General features: G+C 37.2%; 15 protein-coding genes and 1 rRNA gene. All 16 read right to left on the bottom strand.

Going from position 1 to position 18,211, the window contains the following annotated elements; translation table 11 throughout:
- Positions 1-40 precede the first annotated feature (40 nt).
- A 16S ribosomal RNA gene (locus tag D2A30_00080) occupies positions 41-1,603 on the bottom strand.
- 553 nt (positions 1,604-2,156) lie between these two features.
- Entirely contained in the window at positions 2,157-4,127 is a 1,971-nt protein-coding gene (locus D2A30_00075) for an ATP-dependent metallopeptidase FtsH/Yme1/Tma family protein (GenBank protein ULL20156.1), read from the bottom strand.
- 21 nt (positions 4,128-4,148) lie between these two features.
- Positions 4,149-4,691: a hypoxanthine phosphoribosyltransferase gene (hpt, locus tag D2A30_00070; protein ULL20155.1), complete on the bottom strand. Its 543-nt coding sequence runs from the start codon at positions 4,689-4,691 to the stop codon at positions 4,149-4,151.
- A 7-nt stretch (positions 4,692-4,698) separates the two neighbouring features.
- Positions 4,699-5,967: a tRNA lysidine(34) synthetase TilS gene (gene tilS, locus D2A30_00065; GenBank protein ULL20154.1), complete on the bottom strand. Its 1,269-nt coding sequence runs from the start codon at positions 5,965-5,967 to the stop codon at positions 4,699-4,701.
- Entirely contained in the window at positions 5,968-7,248 is a 1,281-nt protein-coding gene (locus D2A30_00060) for a serine hydrolase (GenBank protein ULL20153.1), read from the bottom strand.
- A 22-nt stretch (positions 7,249-7,270) separates the two neighbouring features.
- Entirely contained in the window at positions 7,271-7,384 is a 114-nt protein-coding gene (locus tag D2A30_00055) for a hypothetical protein (GenBank protein ID ULL20152.1), read from the bottom strand.
- The gene (locus D2A30_00050; GenBank protein ULL20151.1) at positions 7,377-7,748 is read right to left on the bottom strand and encodes a septum formation initiator family protein; all 372 of its coding nucleotides are present in this window, start codon (positions 7,746-7,748) and stop codon (positions 7,377-7,379) included. Before D2A30_00050 ends, D2A30_00055 begins: the two co-directional genes overlap by 8 nt.
- Positions 7,735-8,007, bottom strand: a complete 273-nt coding sequence (locus tag D2A30_00045) for an RNA-binding S4 domain-containing protein (protein ID ULL20150.1) — start codon at positions 8,005-8,007, stop codon at positions 7,735-7,737. The genes D2A30_00050 and D2A30_00045 overlap by 14 nt, the downstream gene beginning before the upstream one ends.
- A gap of 50 nt (positions 8,008-8,057) precedes the next feature.
- Complete coding sequence (mfd, locus tag D2A30_00040; protein ULL20149.1) at positions 8,058-11,552, bottom strand: transcription-repair coupling factor; 3,495 nt, start codon at positions 11,550-11,552, stop codon at positions 8,058-8,060.
- Positions 11,552-12,121 (bottom strand): aminoacyl-tRNA hydrolase, encoded by a 570-nt coding sequence (locus D2A30_00035; protein ULL20148.1) that lies wholly within the window; start codon positions 12,119-12,121, stop codon positions 11,552-11,554. The genes mfd and D2A30_00035 overlap by 1 nt, the downstream gene beginning before the upstream one ends.
- Before the next feature lie 597 nt (positions 12,122-12,718).
- Positions 12,719-13,834 carry a redox-regulated ATPase YchF gene (gene ychF, locus D2A30_00030; protein ID ULL20147.1) on the bottom strand — a complete coding sequence of 372 codons (1,116 nt, stop codon included), beginning with the start codon at positions 13,832-13,834 and terminating at the stop codon, positions 12,719-12,721.
- Between the two features lie 88 nt (positions 13,835-13,922).
- On the bottom strand, positions 13,923-14,270 hold the full coding sequence (locus tag D2A30_00025; protein ULL20146.1) for an XRE family transcriptional regulator: 348 nt from the start codon (positions 14,268-14,270) through the stop codon (positions 13,923-13,925).
- A gap of 99 nt (positions 14,271-14,369) precedes the next feature.
- On the bottom strand, positions 14,370-14,573 hold the full coding sequence (locus tag D2A30_00020) for a DUF951 domain-containing protein (protein ULL20145.1): 204 nt from the start codon (positions 14,571-14,573) through the stop codon (positions 14,370-14,372).
- Between the two features lie 9 nt (positions 14,574-14,582).
- Entirely contained in the window at positions 14,583-15,464 is an 882-nt protein-coding gene (locus D2A30_00015; GenBank protein ID ULL20144.1) for a hypothetical protein, read from the bottom strand.
- 91 nt (positions 15,465-15,555) lie between these two features.
- Positions 15,556-16,692, bottom strand: a complete 1,137-nt coding sequence (locus D2A30_00010) for a DNA polymerase III subunit beta (GenBank protein ID ULL20143.1) — start codon at positions 16,690-16,692, stop codon at positions 15,556-15,558.
- Between the two features lie 154 nt (positions 16,693-16,846).
- Entirely contained in the window at positions 16,847-18,211 is a 1,365-nt protein-coding gene (dnaA, locus tag D2A30_00005) for a chromosomal replication initiator protein DnaA (GenBank protein ID ULL20142.1), read from the bottom strand.

The following is an 18,211-nucleotide window of genomic DNA, read 5'->3' as shown; positions in this document are numbered from 1 at the left end:
AACCTCTCAAAATTAAAGAAGACTAACGTACAGGTTCCTTTTCCTTAGAAAGGAGGTGATCCAGCCGCACCTTCCGATACGGCTACCTTGTTACGACTTCACCCCAATCATCTATCCCACCTTAGGCGGCTGGCTCCAAATGGTTACCTCACCGACTTCGGGTGTTACAAACTCTCGTGGTGTGACGGGCGGTGTGTACAAGGCCCGGGAACGTATTCACCGCGGCGTGCTGATCCGCGATTACTAGCGATTCCGACTTCATGTAGGCGAGTTGCAGCCTACAATCCGAACTGAGACTGGCTTTAAGAGATTAGCTTGTCGTCACCGACTTGCGACTCGTTGTACCAGCCATTGTAGCACGTGTGTAGCCCAGGTCATAAGGGGCATGATGATTTGACGTCATCCCCACCTTCCTCCGGTTTATTACCGGCAGTCTCGCTAGAGTGCCCAACTGAATGATGGCAACTAACAATAGGGGTTGCGCTCGTTGCGGGACTTAACCCAACATCTCACGACACGAGCTGACGACAACCATGCACCACCTGTCTCCAGTGTTCCGAAGAAAAATCCTATCTCTAGGACGGTCACTGGGATGTCAAGACCTGGTAAGGTTCTTCGCGTTGCTTCGAATTAAACCACATGCTCCACCGCTTGTGCGGGCCCCCGTCAATTCCTTTGAGTTTCAACCTTGCGGTCGTACTCCCCAGGCGGAGTGCTTAATGCGTTAGCTGCGGCACTGAGTCCCGGAAAGGACCCAACACCTAGCACTCATCGTTTACGGCGTGGACTACCAGGGTATCTAATCCTGTTCGCTCCCCACGCTTTCGAGCCTCAGCGTCAGTTACAGACCAGAGAGCCGCTTTCGCCACCGGTGTTCCTCCATATATCTACGCATTTCACCGCTACACATGGAATTCCACTCTCCCCTTCTGCACTCAAGTTTGACAGTTTCCAAAGCATACTATGGTTAAGCCACAGCCTTTTACTTCAGACTTATCAAACCGCCTGCGCTCGCTTTACGCCCAATAAATCCGGACAACGCTCGGGACCTACGTATTACCGCGGCTGCTGGCACGTAGTTAGCCGTCCCTTTCTGGTAAGTTACCGTCACTGTGTGAATTTTCCACTCTCACACACGTTCTTCTCTTACAACAGAGCTTTACGATCCGAAAACCTTCTTCACTCACGCGGCGTTGCTCGGTCAGGGTTCCCCCCATTGCCGAAGATTCCCTACTGCTGCCTCCCGTAGGAGTCTGGGCCGTGTCTCAGTCCCAGTGTGGCCGATCACCCTCTCAGGTCGGCTATGTATCGATGCCTTGGTGAGCCGTTACCCCACCAACTAGCTAATACAACGCAGGTCCATCTCATAGTGAAGCAATTGCTCCTTTCAAGCATTTACCATGTGATAAATACTGTTATGCGGTATTAGCTATCGTTTCCAATAGTTATCCCCCGCTATGAGGTAGGTTACCTACGCGTTACTCACCCGTTCGCGACTCATGATTAATGGTGGAGCAAGCTCCGGTATCAATCATGCGTTCCACTTGCATGTATTAGGCACGCCGCCAGCGTTCGTCCTGAGCCAGGATCAAACTCTCATTAAAAGTTTTGATTCAAACTCAAGCTATTGCTAGCTTTCCGTTTTATTGTTTTTTGTTTTGTCATTGACGATTTATCCTTAGATAAATCACCCTGCACGTTTGGTTCGTCTTCTTTAATTTTCAAAGGTCTTGTCGTTGTCACGTCCTTGCGACAACTATATTAGTATATCACTTTTTCAAGGTCTTGTCAATACTTTTTTGAAACTTTTTTCGTTCCCTTTGTATCAATCGCCCTCAAGAGACAACTCAATTATTCTATCATCTTCACTTACTATTGTCAACTGCTTTTTTAAACTTTTTCGTTTTTTTAAGCTGACTAGTCTTGCGAGACAACTCAATTATTCTATCAAATCTTATCCATCATTGTCAACTACTTTTTCAAACTTTTTTCGTTTTTTTTCATACTATATTTTCAACTGTATTTTCATTCATTTTTGTACTAATATCTAAGAGAAGTTTCTTTGTATATTTCTCTAAATACCAAACATAGCGCTCTTAATCACGAGCGCTATGGGAATTTATTTTGAACAATCATTTATATTTTGAATTATTTTATTACTGATCATTCATTTTATTTTTTATCTCATCGTATGAAAGTGGATGGACATCGTCCTCACCATGTTCGGTATGCTCAGGCATTTTGCCTGTTTCATAGAGTGATTTTATTTGGACACTGTCAAGTGTTTCATATTTGAGCAATGCCTCAGCGATGAGTTTATGCGTTTCACGGTTTGACTGGATAATATCTGCTGCTTTGTTTCGAGCTTCATTTAATAAGTCTCTGACTTCATTATCTAATTCATAAGCAGTCCGTTCTGAAATATATTTCTGAGTGGTTTGACCACCAAACATTGCATGGTTCCCTTCATACTGCATTGGACCCATTTTTTCACTCATACCATACTCTGCAACCATTGCACGCGCCATCTGCGTTGCTTGTTCGAAGTCGTTTGACGCTCCTGTGGTCTGTGTATTGAAGATAATTTCTTCTGCTACACGTCCACCCATAAGGCCTGCCAATTGTTCTTTCATATCATCTTTTGAAAGAAGCATTTGGTCTTCCTTAGGTAGTGCAATCATGTAACCTCCTGCACGACCACGTGGGACGATAGTTACTTTATGTACCTCACGAGCGTTTGATAAAACAAGACCTACAATAGTGTGTCCCGCTTCATGATAGGCAACTAATTCACGTTCTTTAGCAGACACCTTACGATCTTTCTTAGATGGACCTGCAATGACACGATCTTCTGCTTCATCAATATCAGATGCATCAATAATCGTTTTATTTCGTCGAGCTGCAACAAGTGCAGCTTCGTTTAGAACATTCTCTAAATCAGCTCCAACAAAACCTGGTGTTTGTTGTGCTACTAATTTTAAATCAACGTCTGCTGCAAGTGGTTTATTTTTAGCATGAACCTTAAGAATAGCTTCGCGACCTTTAACATCTGGACGGCCAACCAATACTTTACGGTCAAAACGCCCTGGACGAAGCAAAGCTGGATCAAGTACATCACTACGGTTTGTTGCAGCAATAACAATAATTCCTTCGTTTCCTTCAAAACCATCCATTTCAATCAAGAGTTGGTTAAGAGTTTGTTCGCGTTCATCATTACCGCCACCCATGCCGACGCCACGTTGGCGACCAACGGCATCAATTTCATCGATGAAAATAATGGCTGGGGCTACTTTTTTAGCATCTTCAAAAAGTGAACGTACACGACTAGCACCAACACCAACAAACATTTCAACAAAATCAGAACCTGAAATAGAAAAGAATGGTACACCGGCTTCACCAGCCACAGCTTTAGCAAGTAGTGTTTTACCTGTTCCCGGAGGGCCCTCTAAAAGGACGCCGGCAGGAATACGAGCACCTAATTTCGTGAAACGTTTAGGATCTTTCAAGAATTCAACAACTTCTACCAGTTCTTGTTTTTCTTCTTCTGCACCTGCGACGTCTGAGAAACGTACTTTTATATTGCTTTGTTCTAGAGCTTTAGCTTTGTTTCGACCAAAGTTCATTGCTCCGCGTGCTCCACCGCCACCTTGGTTCATCATCATCATGAAAAATACACCAAAAATAATGAGTGGAACAAGATTTATCAAGATACTAAACCATAAGCCATTTGTACTCTCTGGTTTAACTGTAACTTTAACACCATTTTCACCCGCAAGTGTTTGTAATTCTGACAAACTTGTTTCAGATGGAAGTATTAGAGCCTTAAAGTTTTTATATTTAATTGTACTAGAGACTTGGAATAATTTGATAGAAGATGCGAGTTCATCATTAGCTTCTTGTTCTTCTTTATATGTACCTGTTATTTCGATGACACTTGAATCAGGTTGATATGTAATTTCAGATACATTGTCATTTTTTAATTCCGTAATGACTTGTGAATAGCTAATTTCTTGTGTTGCAACCTGTTGATCAGCATTAAAAAATTGAAAAGCTGTAACCAAGGTCGCTATAACGAGAATAATGAGAAAAGGATTTTTTATAAATCCTTTATTTGGTTGATTGTTCATAATATTATAGGAAACCTTTTTCTATTTTGTATAAACTTCCTCTTTGAGTACACCAACATAAGGAAGGTTACGGTAATTTTCGTCATAATCTAATCCAAACCCTACTACAAATTCATTTGGAATGGTGAAACAAGTATAGTCTGGTTCTATTTCTACAACACGACCTTCAGGTTTATCTAGAAGTGTAGCAATTTTAATTGATGCAGCTTGTCGCAACGCAAAGAGTTCTTTTAATTCTTTCAGTGTGCGACCAGTATCAATGATATCTTCTACAAAAATAATATGACGACCAGCAACACTATTGTCTAAGTCTTTGACAATTTTAACTGTCCCACTACTTTCAGTACCACCATGGTAACTTGAAACAACCATATAGTCTGTTTCAATATGGGCATCAATATGTTTGATAAGTTCTGCCATAAAAGGAATAGAACCTTTCAAAATACCAACGAGAAGTGGCTTCTTATCAGCATATTCTTTCGCAATAATTTGTCCGAGTTCTTTACTTTTTTCGAATATCTCTTCTTCTGAAATAAGAATTTTCTTTATATCTTTGTCCAACATAGTTGTTCTACTCTTTCATTTTTATATATAAGGTAGCCTTAATTATATCATTCTTTGCAAATTTACTCAAATCACTAGTCACTAGTTTTACAATTCCGTATATTTTATCCGATTGTTCGATGATAATAGCCTCCTGTCTAATTTTTTGTGGAATTTTATGGTCAATAAACCAGCGACGCAGTTTTTTAGTGATACCATTTACTAGGATAGTATCTCCTGCTTGTCTTCCTCTTAATAAAATTGGTTCATCTGTTGGAAAATAAATTACCCAATCCGCATCTTTTAAGGGGTGGTTCAGAGAAAAAATATAAGAATCATATGAAAAAATACCTTCTGATTTTATCACGATTTTTTTCTGTTGGCTATACGTCTCTGGTCCTATTTTATAGATACGAAAATTCTGATAGTTTTTCTCTAGTACATAGTCATTTTTTAATATATGATAATAGTTCTTATTCGATTGTAATATATGTATCAATTGCTCGAACTGAGAACGAGAGAGTTGTAAATCAGGAAAATTATCTAAATACTCTTCAACTAAGACGCGTTGAACCGCAGGTGTCTGTTGTTGAAAACTTACCAAGTCAGTTGTTGATATATCCTTTGTTAAGTCTCGTAATGCTTGATAGATGTAATTGGTATCATCTGCTAGATGATTGAGTGCCACATCAATTTTAGGATTTTCTTGTTTTAACTGTGGAATGTAGTTATTTCTGACTCTATTTCGAAAATATCCCAAATCTGTATTACTACTATCTTCAAAGTGAAATAAGTCTTCAAACTCGGTTTTATGGAAAGATAGTAGTGGTCGGATAAGCTCACCTGAGGCAAAGGGTTGAATAGACTTAATGGCAGATAGGTGGCGCAGTCGACTCCCTCTTATCAAACGCATCAACACCGTCTCGGCTTGATCATCAGCATGATGGGCTGTGACTAGAGCAGTGTATCCCTCTTTCTCCATAACTTCCGCAAAAAATGTATAGCGCCATTTACGTGCTGCTTCTTCTGAAAATATTCCTTCAAAGCGGGATAAATAGAAAGGTACTTCACAATCTTTTGCTAACTGTTTGAGATATTTTTCCTCAGTAACAGATTCCTCTCTTTGTCCATGGTTGACATGGGCAAGTCCAAGTTCAATTCCTAATTCTTTGCTGTATTCGTACAAGAGATGAAATAGATTCATAGAATCTAAACCACCTGATACGGCCACTAATACTTTCTTGTGTTTATCAAAAAAGTGACCTTCCTGTGTCACTTTTAAAAATTTATTTTTCATTTATTTTAATATACCATAAATATCATTTGCGATTTGAGTAATCTCATCATAGCTTGATTTATCCGTAAAGATGGATAAAACAAAAGGAGATTCTGCATATACAATTGCCACATCATGTTTCACATCATCTGCATCACCAATCTTATGAGCAACTGGGACTGGAATGTCTTTCGAAATGCGTTGGTTATCAAATTGGGTAGATAATAAACTTTCTATGACATAGCCATTTTGTTCATATAAGGCTTCCATCATTTTTCCTGCAACTTGAGCTGATGTTTCACGTGAAACCATATCCCATCTACTACCTGTTACAGCAGTCGTCACTTGATAAAAATCATCATCAAATTTATTTGCTATATAATATGAAAGTAAATTACTTGCTACATTATCTGACTCTTTAGCTGTTTTATTAATTAATTCCTCAATGGTGTAGTCTTTGTTATCGGGTATTTTTGATAAGGAACCACTACCAGAAACTTTATATGCCCCATTAAATGAGATTGATTCTGCTGTATATTTAACTGTAGTGTTCAAAGCAACTTGACCAGCATTCAGTTGCTCTTGGACATAGTATAAAATAGGGAGCTTAGCAATACTTGCAGAATAAAATATCTTGTCTTGATTGATACCTGCTTCCGTTTCAGTTGTTAAATCTTTTACATAAATTCCTATATTATTTTTTGAATAGTTGCTACTCAGTAATGCTTGAACAGCTTCCATTCTATTGTCTTTTTCTGATAAATCTTTTAGTGAAATCCAGCCTTTATCACTGATATAGGCAAAGTCTCCAATGGCAGTTGTCGCAATTTTAGAAATGGTAATTGCTTGATAGGCCCGCAAGTCTGTTTTCAATTCCTTTGCTTGATTAGAAATTGGGGAGGACAATACAGTAAATCCTTGTTTAAGCCAATAAGTTTGTTCTACAGTGGATTCGGTCACAATCGTATCATCAAAGAGTAGCTGTTTACTTGCAAGAATATAGTGAGTATTATCTAATTGATACACTAACTCTTTCCTTTCATTGATTGCTACTCCTGTGATAGAAAAATCTTGATTTGGTTTTATTTGTCCACTTACCTGAGTCAAGTTTACATCAGAATAGATACTTTCAGTTTGAAAAACATTTGGATTTTGAGGGATTGTTTGAAAATACTGATCATAAACAGTTTGCGTTAATTCATATTCTTCTTGCGCTGTGAGTTCAAACGGTATTTCAGTACTATCAACCACTTGCCATCCAAATAAAATTGGTAACAACCATACGATCAGTTTTTTCTGCATATTCCCTCCTTTCCTCTCTATTCTATGTTTCCTTTTCTTCTAGCTTCAGTTCCCTATTTTTTTGCGATAATTCTTCTAATTTTTCGTCAGAATGCTGTAAAAATTGCTCCACAATTTGTAAAATAGACTCAGTCATTCGGTAACCCCGGAATATTGTAGACAAATTCCCCTTCTTTGGAGTATTGATATTTTGCTCGAACATATTTGGTAGCATAATCTTCATCTTTTAATTTGGTTACCAATTGAGATTCTTGCTTTTCAACATCGACTAATTCTTCATACCGTGTTTCTAATTCAACCAATTTCTTTTCATTTTCTTGCAACTTACCATAGCTTTGAACTAAGTTGTAAGTAGGCAATATAAACAAAAAAATGACTAAAACAAGTATGGCTCCCATAAAACGATTTTTTCGTTGTCGTTCTTCGTGAAAATGTTGATTTTTTTGGCGTTCTGACTGAATAAACGAATTATTCAGTTGGAGGATGTTAGATTTTTTCATCTGTTTCTATCCTTTTTTCACTGATTATTTCATACATTTTCAGTGCATCTTCTTTTTTTGTAGAATCTTTCATTTCAAGTACTTTAACAGTGAGTAGTTTATTGCCGAATTGGATTTCAATCTGATCATTCATTTTCAAATCTGTTGAAGATTTTGCTAAAATGCCATTGACTTTTATTCTTCCCTTATCAGCTACTTCTTTTGCAACTGTTCGACGCTTGATAATGCGAGAAACTTTTAAATATTTATCTAGTCTCATACCTTTACCTCAAGTAAATATTCTACCATTTTTTCGTTCAATTGAGAAATTTATTCTGCCTTTCTAGCCTTTATTTCTTGCAACTTTTCAGCAAAACAAATCATTTCTCCTAAAATCTCATATTCTTTTTTCTGTTGAACATTAAAAATAATTGCCAACTTTCCTCTATTTTCTGTTATCTGAGCTTTTAAATTAGTGGAAGAAAGTGCTTCGAAATAATCTTGCGTTAGAAAAATTTGACCTGCCATCGGTTCAAATGTGATAATCACCTGATGTTGTCGTTTTAAAACCGTACAACAAAAGACCTGGTCCAGGTAAGATTTAAGAAGTCCAATTTCAAGTAAGTATGCAACAACATCTGGATATTCACCAAAACGGTCTATCAATTCTTCTTGTAATTCTTGATAGTTTACACGACTGTCAATGCTCTTGATGCGTTTGTAAATTTCGATTTTTTGCCGTTGGTCAGCAATGTAGTCACTTGGTAGATAAGCATCAATCTGTAGGTTGATCTCAGAGTTGCTTTTCTGACGCTGAGCCGCCTTGCCTTGTCTTTCTAAAATAGCCTGTTCTAGCAATTGTGAATATAGTTCATAGCCTACAGAATCAATAAATCCTGACTGGGCAGCACCTAAAATATTACCTGCACCACGAATAGACAAATCCTGCATAGCAATCTTGAAACCTGATCCTAGTTCTGTAAAGCCCTTGATTGCCTCCAAACGTTTTTCAGCTACTTCTGTCAAGGACTTGTCTGGACGGTACATGAGATAGGCATAGGCAATCCGACTGGAACGGCCAACACGTCCTCTAAGTTGATAAAGAGTTGACAGTCCCATGTGATCTGCATTCTCAATAAACAGTGTGTTAGCATTTGGAATATCAACACCTGTTTCGATGATTGTTGTGGTCACTATAATATCATACTCACCCTCTACAAAGGCATAGAGAGTATTTTCTAATTGGATCTCTGACATTTGACCATGAACATATCCTATAGTAGCTTCTGGAACTAATTCTTTTAATTCAGATACTTTCTGTTCAATGGTGTCAACTTTATTGTAAAGATAGTAAACCTGACCTCCACGATCAATTTCTCGTAGAACTGCATCTCGAATTACAGATGGATTTGTTTCCATCACATATGTCTGAACAGGATACCGATTGGTCGGTGGAGTCTCAATTACCGATAAGTCTCTTATCCCTAGCATAGACATTTGTAGAGTACGAGGAATTGGGGTAGCAGTCAATGTTAAGACATCAATTTTCTTTTTCAATTCTTTCAACCGTTCTTTATGTTTAACACCGAACCGTTGCTCTTCATCAATGACCAGTAAACCTAAATCTGCAAAAATAACATCTTTTGATAAAAGACGATGGGTCCCAATCAGGATATCAATTTGTCCTTTTTTCAACTTCTCAAGTGTTTTTTCCTGCTCTGCCTTTGTTTTAAAACGACTCATAACATCCACATTTACAGGAAATTCTGCAAACCGTTCTTGGAAAGTCGCATAATGTTGTTGGGCCAGAACAGTGGTTGGTACAAGAATAGCAACCTGTTTGCCATCATTGACAGCTTTAAAGGCGGCGCGCATAGCTACTTCTGTTTTACCAAAACCAACATCTCCTACTAATAAACGATCCATTGGAGAGTCTTTTTCCATGTCCTTCTTAATTTCATCAATGGAACGAAGTTGGTCGTCGGTTTCCACATGTGTAAAGTAGTTGTCAAACTCAGCCTGATTCTCATCATCTGGTGAAAAGGCAAAGCCTTTTAGTTGGCTACGCTCAGCATATAGTTTAATTAAATCATCTGCTATATCTTCTACTTGTTTTTGAACTTTTTGTTTTGTTCGCTGGAAACGACCATCATTTAATTTATTAACTTTTGGAGCTTTTCCATCAGATGCTAAGTATTTGGAGAGAAGATCTATTTGTTCGACTGGAATGGAAATTCGATCTGCATTTTGATATTGGACAGTCAGATAATCACGATGAATTCCTGAAATTTCGATGGTTTCAATTCCTAAATACTGACCAATACCGTGAACATGGTGAACTACATAGTCACCAACAGCTAGCTCACTATAGTCCTTTATGCGCTCAGCATTAGAAATATTCGTTTTTCGAACCTTACGCTTAATTTTTTTATTAAAAATCTCTTTTTCAGTAATCAAAACGAGCTTTTCATCCATCAGATGAAACCCAGCTGTAAATTGGCCAATAGTAACTTGTTGTTGACCTTCTACCAACTTATCTGATGGATAAGATGGTAGTTGGATATTATACTCTTGTAAAGCTTTTTGTAAAGTATGTAAACTTGATTCAGAACTTGCTTGAATAATGACCGTATTCTTTGACTTAGCATACCGAGTCAATTCTTCCTTTAAAAGTGGAATTTGGTGGAAGAATTCTTGCATAGGGTATTGTGTAAATTGATAAAGTGCATCGAATTTTAAATTTCCCAACCCCTTCTGAAAACTCGAAAAGAAGGTAGCAGGTTTATATTTTCTTAATTCTGAATACGTTGATGCGAAATACTGAAGACTTGACACGGATTTACTATTTTGTAAATCATCTGTCAATAATTCAGCAACCTCTTTTTCAAACTGTGCTTGTTTGTCAGCAATTTTATGAAAATCATCTAAAAATAGAGGCGAACTCTTAGGTAAATAGTCCAATAAGGTCCATGAATTTTCATATAAAAAAGACAAGAATTTACGCAAGTCTGGATGTCTATACTCCGCTTGCATATCTGCTAATACTTCGCGTAAATAAGACTGCTGATCTTCTATGCTTGAATGTTCAATGGCTATTTGAATTTTTTGTCTCGCTCGCTTATAATCTTCCGAAGACAAAAGGATATCTGAAGCAGGAGCAATGATGACTTTATCTAGATTTTCTAAAGATTTTTGACTATCCACATCAAAAATTCGAATACCATCAATCTCGTCTCCAAAAAATTCCAAGCGATATGGTGAGTCTGCTTGCATATCAAAAATATCTAGTATATCACCACGTTGGCTAAATTCTCCCTGTGTTAAGACACGAGACACTTTCTTATAACCAATGTTAACAAGTTTCTTTACAAGAGTGTCAACTTCAAATTCTTGACCTATTTCAATTTGAATCTTCGCATTTTTATAGGCTACTGGATTTGGCAATAAAACCCTACAAGCTGCCATACTGACAACAATAATTCCTGACCGAGTGGTGTCAGTCAAAAAATTCAAGCTATCAATTCTTGACTGAATTCGTTCTTTTGAGGCAAATATAAACTCTGCAATCGGACTATCGTCTGTAAAGAAGTTGTAAACATTCTCACTGCCAATTATCGCTGTTAAATCTGCTACTAGCTTTTCAGCTTCATTCTGACTAGCAGTTACTATCATTATTTTCTCTGCTAGACAATCATAAGCAGTAGCCATGACTAAAGATTTACTCGTTCCAGAAAGCCCTAACAGCAATTGCCTAGTTGATTTATTCAATCCCGACTGCCATTGGTTGAGTTGCTTATTCTTGTGAAGAATATCTAATATATTCATTATCCGTTAAACTTTCTCATAATTGCTTCAAAATCATCTTCTTCTAAATAAAAGTTGATAGCACTGTCAAGTTTATCTAGTGCTAAATCAATTTCAATGCGATCCTCTGCATCAAATCCTGATAAGACATGATTGACAACACTCATCTTCCCTTTAGGGCGACCAATTCCAATTTTAATCCGATCGAATTCTTGTGTTCCAATATATTTAACGATAGATTTTATTCCATTATGGCCGCCAGCAGAACCTTTTTGGCGAAAACGAATTTTCCCAACAGCCATATCTAAATCATCGTATGCAACTAAAATATCTTTTTCGTCTAAACCATAGTAGGTCATCAGAGCATGGACAGCTTTTCCTGACTCATTCATAAACGTAGTTGGTTTAACTAAAAAGATTTTTTCTCCATCAATGAAAGTTGTTGCAATATCAGCTTGAAAAATCTTATCGTGGGTAAAGGTTACATTTTCACGCTTAGCAATTTTATCAATAAGCATAAAACCAACATTATGCTTGGTTTCAAAATAACGGTCTCCTGGATTCCCTAGACCAATAATCAATCGTGTCATTTATCCTCCTTATTGTCATTTAGTTTATCTTTTATTACTTCATTGAACCGTTTCCTTATTTCCAGATGAGGCTAGACTCAAGCCCAGGACCATTTCTCAGAGTTCGTGTCAACATCTCAGCGCAGTGGTTGATTGCTCTAACAATCTGGGAGATTGTTAGTGGTAGGAAATAAAACAAACGAAGTTTGTGTCAAAATAGTCCAGTGGGGTGGATTAAAACAGTCAGGGAAGTGACTGTTTTAACCCGAGCTAAAAAAATAAAAGCGAGGCTTGTTTGGGAAACTGTTTCAGCTGGTCACCGTAAAATTAGAAGGTGACCATAGAAGCCCGAACCTACCCGAACCTACATATTTGGAAGTGAGGGGGTACTCTTTTTGACCTGGTCAAGTTCTTTCCCACTCACTTTGCTGTACTCTAGTACTGCAAATAGTTCGATGCCTAGTGCTAAAAACAAACTAAACAATTAGAAATACCAAAAGGCTGGAAAATACTTCCCAACCGAATACTAGGCCTATTATTCTACGAACTCTTTTTATATCAATTCCTCTACCTAAGCACTTTGTAAATACAGCATTAGAGAATGGGAATTGTTGGCTATCAGACATTAAAACGGAACTCCATGATGTCACCATCTTGAACGACATATTCTTTTCCTTCTTCACGAAGACGTCCAGCTTCCTTTACAGCCTTTTCGCTACCATACTTGATTAAATCATCATAGGACATGGTTACTGCTCTGATAAAGCCTTTTTCAAAGTCTGAGTGAATAATACCTGCAGCTTGAGGTGCTTTAATCCCCCGTTTGAAAGTCCATGCACGTACTTCCTTCTCTCCTGCTGTAAAGTAAGTACCTAATCCAAGTAAGTGGTAGGCTGCACGGGTTAATTTGTCCACGCCAGATTCTGTTAAACCAAGAGCTTCCAAAAACTCACCCTTATCTTCATCATCTAGTTCTGAAATTTCTTCTTCTGCACGCGCAGAAATCACCACCACTTCTGCATTTTCTGTCGCAGCAAAATCACGAATTTGTTGGACATATGCGATAGAGTCTGGATTAGCTACCTTATCCTCATCAACATTGGCTACGTAGAGTACTGGCTTAGTAGTCAAAAGGAACAACTGTTTCACAATCTTTTGTTCCTCATCAGTAAATGATACGGTACGGGCAGATTTTCCATCTTCTAAAACTGGCTTAATTTTTTCAAGAACCGTAAATTCTGCTACAGAATCCTTGTCTTTTTGAGTACGGGCCATTTTTTCAACACGGGCATAACGCTTGTTGATGCTCTCTAGGTCCGCCAAAATCAATTCTAGGTTAATGGTATCAATATCTGCGATTGGATCCACAAATGCATCTTCACGGCCTTGTTCACGCATGACATTTTCATCATCAAAAGCACGGACAACGTGAACGATTGCATCCACCTCACGGATATTGGCCAAGAATTTATTTCCAAGCCCTTCACCTTTTGAAGCACCTTTGACGATACCAGCAATATCGGTAAATTCAAAAGTAGTTGGCACTGTTTTTTTAGGGGTAATGATTTCGGTCAATTTTTGTAACCGCTCATCAGGTACTTCCACCATACCAACGTTCGGATCAATTGTTGCAAACGGGTAGTTTGCTGCTTCCGCTCCTGCCTTTGTAATTGCATTAAATAAGGTTGATTTACCTACGTTAGGTAAACCTACGATTCCTGCTGTTAAAGCCATGTTTATTACTCTCCAATTAAAAATTCAATCATTACTATTATAGCAGAAAAGTAAATAAAAATCCTGCCAAATGACAGGATTCAAAAAATTAACCAAACATTTGAATAACTTTCATTGCACCTGCAAATAAACCAAATGCAAAAATCATGATTGGTATAACAACCCACCAATATTCAGATAAGAATTCCCAAGCATTCATTTTTCCTTTTTGTTCCACCACAATTTCCTTCTCAGGCTCTTTTCCCAAAACCAGATAATCTAAACTGACACCAAAGATTTCTGCCAGCTGGACTAGTTTATCAATATCTGGCGTTGCTTCGCCATTTTCCCACTTGGAAACAGCCTGACGGGAAATATAGAGTTTCTCTGCCAGTCCATCTTGGGATAGATTCTTGGCTGTGCGTAAAGTTCGAATTTGTTGTGCTAATTGAGTCATTTTTTTCCTCCTGATTTCTAAGTTTAGTATAACTTAGGTATAAATAGTTTACTAGCAACACTTCAGAAACTCCCGCAACCAACGGTTGCAAGTTGTCAACTAGCCTTCGCTTGGCAGAACTTTCTTCATTTTTTTCTCAAAATCATGCCGGCTCATCATCACTACATGGTCACAGTTGTTGCAGCGGATTTTAATATCCGCTCCTAGACGAATTACTTCCCACTTATTGGCCTTCTTGCCGGTCGATTTGATGACACAGGCATGAGGCTTTTTCATTTCGACAAAGGATCCTAATTGATACATACTTCCTCCTTAAAGATACATACTTCTTTCTTGATAGATTAAACTTACTTCGTTTGCTGTAGTAATCTCTCCATCCATCTGTAATAATAGTTTTTCATTTGATTTAAGTACTACGTGTAAACCTGTTAGATGACGAATAGTTGGTGATAATTCATGCTTTTTCAAAACCATAGATAACAATGACTGAAGTCGTTGAAAAAACGAACCATTCTCAAAGTAAACAAGATCAATTTCTTTCTTTTTAGCACTTGCTGTTGGCCAAATCATAATTCCACCACCAAAATAACTACTGTTGGCTATCGAAAGAAAAAAGAGATTGTCTAATGGATAGGATTTTCCGTCAAGAATCACTTCTATATTAATGGATTGCTTTGAAAATAGGGTTTTGATACCAAAAAATAAGTAAGTTAATTTGCCTAATTTTATTTTATTTAACATTCTTTTTAAAGCTGAATCTGTAGAACTATTGATTACTTGTGCTGCAAAACCAATATCCATGCTATTCACAACTGTTCCAAAAGAACTCTGTAAAACATATATGCTTTGTCTTTTTCCCTCTAGGATTGAGTCTATAACTGTAGATAAATTTTTGATATTCACAGCTTTTGCAAAATCATTCCCAGATCCGGTCGGAAAGTAAGCAAAAGGTAATTCTACAGGCCAAAAAGTAAGAGACTTTGATAAAGTACCATCTCCACCAATGATGATAAAATGATCTTTTCTGTACGAAAATTCTCTTAAAATGGCCTCTATTTGATTTTTTTCGTCCCCTGGCTCTACAGTCATAAACTCTTTTATTGTAAATTGCGGATAATTATCCTTAATGCTTGATACGATGCTATTGGTAGTATGGCTACCTGCATTCGGATTTGCTAAGATATATAAAGTCATCTATTTCCCATCACTAGTCACATTCATTATTACAGAGTATTATTTTTTTAGTATAACATAAAAACGGCCTATTTGGCCGTTCTTGTTCATATTAGTTTGTGCGAACTGGGGTTATCAATTGAATAAAGTCTTCACCATCATTATTTGGCACCAAGGTAAATGGTCGAACTGAAGAAATGAAGCTAATTTTCACTTGTTCACTAGTTGTAGCTTTCAAAGCTTCAATCAAATAAGTTGGGTTAAAGCTGATTACTAAGTCCTCACCTAATACTTCGACAGTGTCTAATTCTTCATTCACCCGTCCAACTTCTGGCGAATTTACGTGGGCAGAAACTATGCTATTGGTAATCTCTAGTTTTACAGTACCATTTTGAGTAGCATTTGACAGTAAGCGTGCGCGTTCCATAGAGTGGCGTAAGGAAGCAGTATTAAAAACAACTGTTGTTTTATATTCTACTGGAATCAAACGATCAGTATCTGGATATGTTCCTTCTAATAGCCGAGTATAGAAGCTAATTGATTCACTTCTAAATAGAATTTGATTATTGGAGAAGAATACTTCTACTGTCTCAATATCATCTGTAAAGACAGCTGTAAATTCACGAAGGGATCGACTTGGGATTACAACATCAAAGTCATCTCCTGATGTGTCTAATTCTAGTTTACGTTGACTCATTCGGTGCGAGTCTGTTGCTACTGTTTTTAGATTCTTATGTTCTGTCAGAACAAAGTGAACACCGGTCAAAATTGGACGACTTTCCTGGGTAGAGGCCGCAAAGGCTGTTTCATTGATGGTTTGTCTAAGTGTACTTGTTTCTAATATCAGAGGTTTTGAGGTAGGAACTTCCTGTAAACGAGGATATTGCTCAGAATCTTTCCCTTTTAAAGTGATTTCAGATTTTCCACTGGTTAAAACAATTTGCTTTTGTTCAATCTCAGCGAAATCTAATACTAGATCCGGCATGCTAGAAACAACATTGATGAAGAATCCAGCTTCTAAAAGAATAGAACCTGGTGAAGAGATTAATAAACCAGCATTTTCATCCTGAGTTGAAATATAGTGTTCAATTGAAATTTGTCCATTTGAACCTGTTAAAGTAATTCCTTCACTTGTTACTGAAATTTTAACAGTTGAAAGAATTGGAATAGCATTCTTACTACTAATAGCTCTTTTAGTAACATTCAATGCTTGTAAAAAAATAGTTTTATTTATTGAAAATTGAATCATGGATTCTCCTTTATTTAGTATCTATAAGGTTAATAGTAATAGTAGGTTCTGTGAAAAGTGTGGATAACTTTAAAAACTATAGATAAATCAAGGATTTCTACTTGTTCACAAATTGTGGATAACTTAGCGGGTTTTGATAGAAGTTATCCACAACTTAGCGGATTTTATTTTTTATAGCAGTTATCTCTATTTCTAAATTATCGTCATCTAACAAGAGAGATTTTATTTTATTGTAGGCATGCATGACAGTTGTATGGTCTCTATTACCAAATTCTTTTCCTATTTTTGGAAGAGAGTTATCGGTCAATTCTCTTGCTAGATACATAGCCACCTGGCGCGCGTGAACAATATGTTGCACTCGTTTAGAGGCCTTCAATTCTTTTACACTAACACCGTAAAAATTGCTTACCTCATTTTGAATTTTTTCAATTGGTATGACTAGGTTTTGAGGACTTGTTTGTTTTCTAGAACGAATAGCCTCTGCTGCAACTTCAACGGTAATTTCAGAAAGATTTCGCATGGAGGCCAAAAGATTAATATCTTTCAATGCTCCTTCTAAATCACGAACGTTGGAATCAAATTGTCCTGCTAGATAAGAGAGTGTCTCATTGGTGAATGTATAGGGCGATTCATCACATTTATTTCGTAGAATCGCAATTCGCGTTTCGTAATCTGGCGGAGTTATTTCACTTGTTAATCCCCATTTAAAACGTGTTACCAAGCGCTCTTCAATGTTATCTAAGAAATCAGGGTTTCTGTCACTTGTCAATACAATTTGTTTATCTTGGGTGTGGAGTGCATTAAATGTATTGAAAAACTCTTCTTGCGTAGAGGCTTTATTTTTCAATGATTGAATGTCATCAATGAGTAGCAAATCTAGATTCCGATAGGTCTTCTTAAAACTATCCATATCGTTTAATTGCAGATGTTTTAAAAAGTCATTGATAAAGGTTTCCGAAGAGACATACTTAATTCGCGCGTGAGGGTTATCACTTAATACCTTATTTCCAATTGCATTCAAAATATGTGTCTTACCGAGTCCTGGGCCTCCAAAAATAAATAATGGATTGTACAAGCCTCCCAGATTGTCAGAGACAGCCAGTGCGGCTGCTTTTGCCCATTGATTATTGTCTCCTTGCACAAAGTTTTCAAATGTATATTTAGGTTTAATATCAGGATGAACAGTAGGAAGAATTTCAGCAGGTGCAGCCTCAGCTATGCTATTTTCTATTGGTTGTATTGCCCCACTCTGAGGAGTATATTGTGTAGTTTCTTCAGTAAACTGGTACAGAATCGTAATAGGTTCACCGTATACTTCAAAACTTGCAGCTACCATTAATTCTTCAAAATTCTTTTCCCAAAATTCTTTTTTGAAATCACGATTCAGAAATATTTTGGCAGTCTGATATTGAATAGTCAGTAGTTTTGCATCAGCAACGTAAAAGTCATATACAGACGGTTTAAAATTTGATTGCACCAATTCTAAAAAACGATGCCAAAAACGTTGTTCTTGATTCAT

The sequence above is a fragment of the Streptococcus suis genome (assembly GCA_022354845.1).
In the GTDB taxonomy this organism is placed as follows: Bacteria; Bacillota; Bacilli; order Lactobacillales; family Streptococcaceae; genus Streptococcus; species Streptococcus suis_AA.
This window is presented reverse-complemented; position numbering and strand designations above follow the sequence as displayed.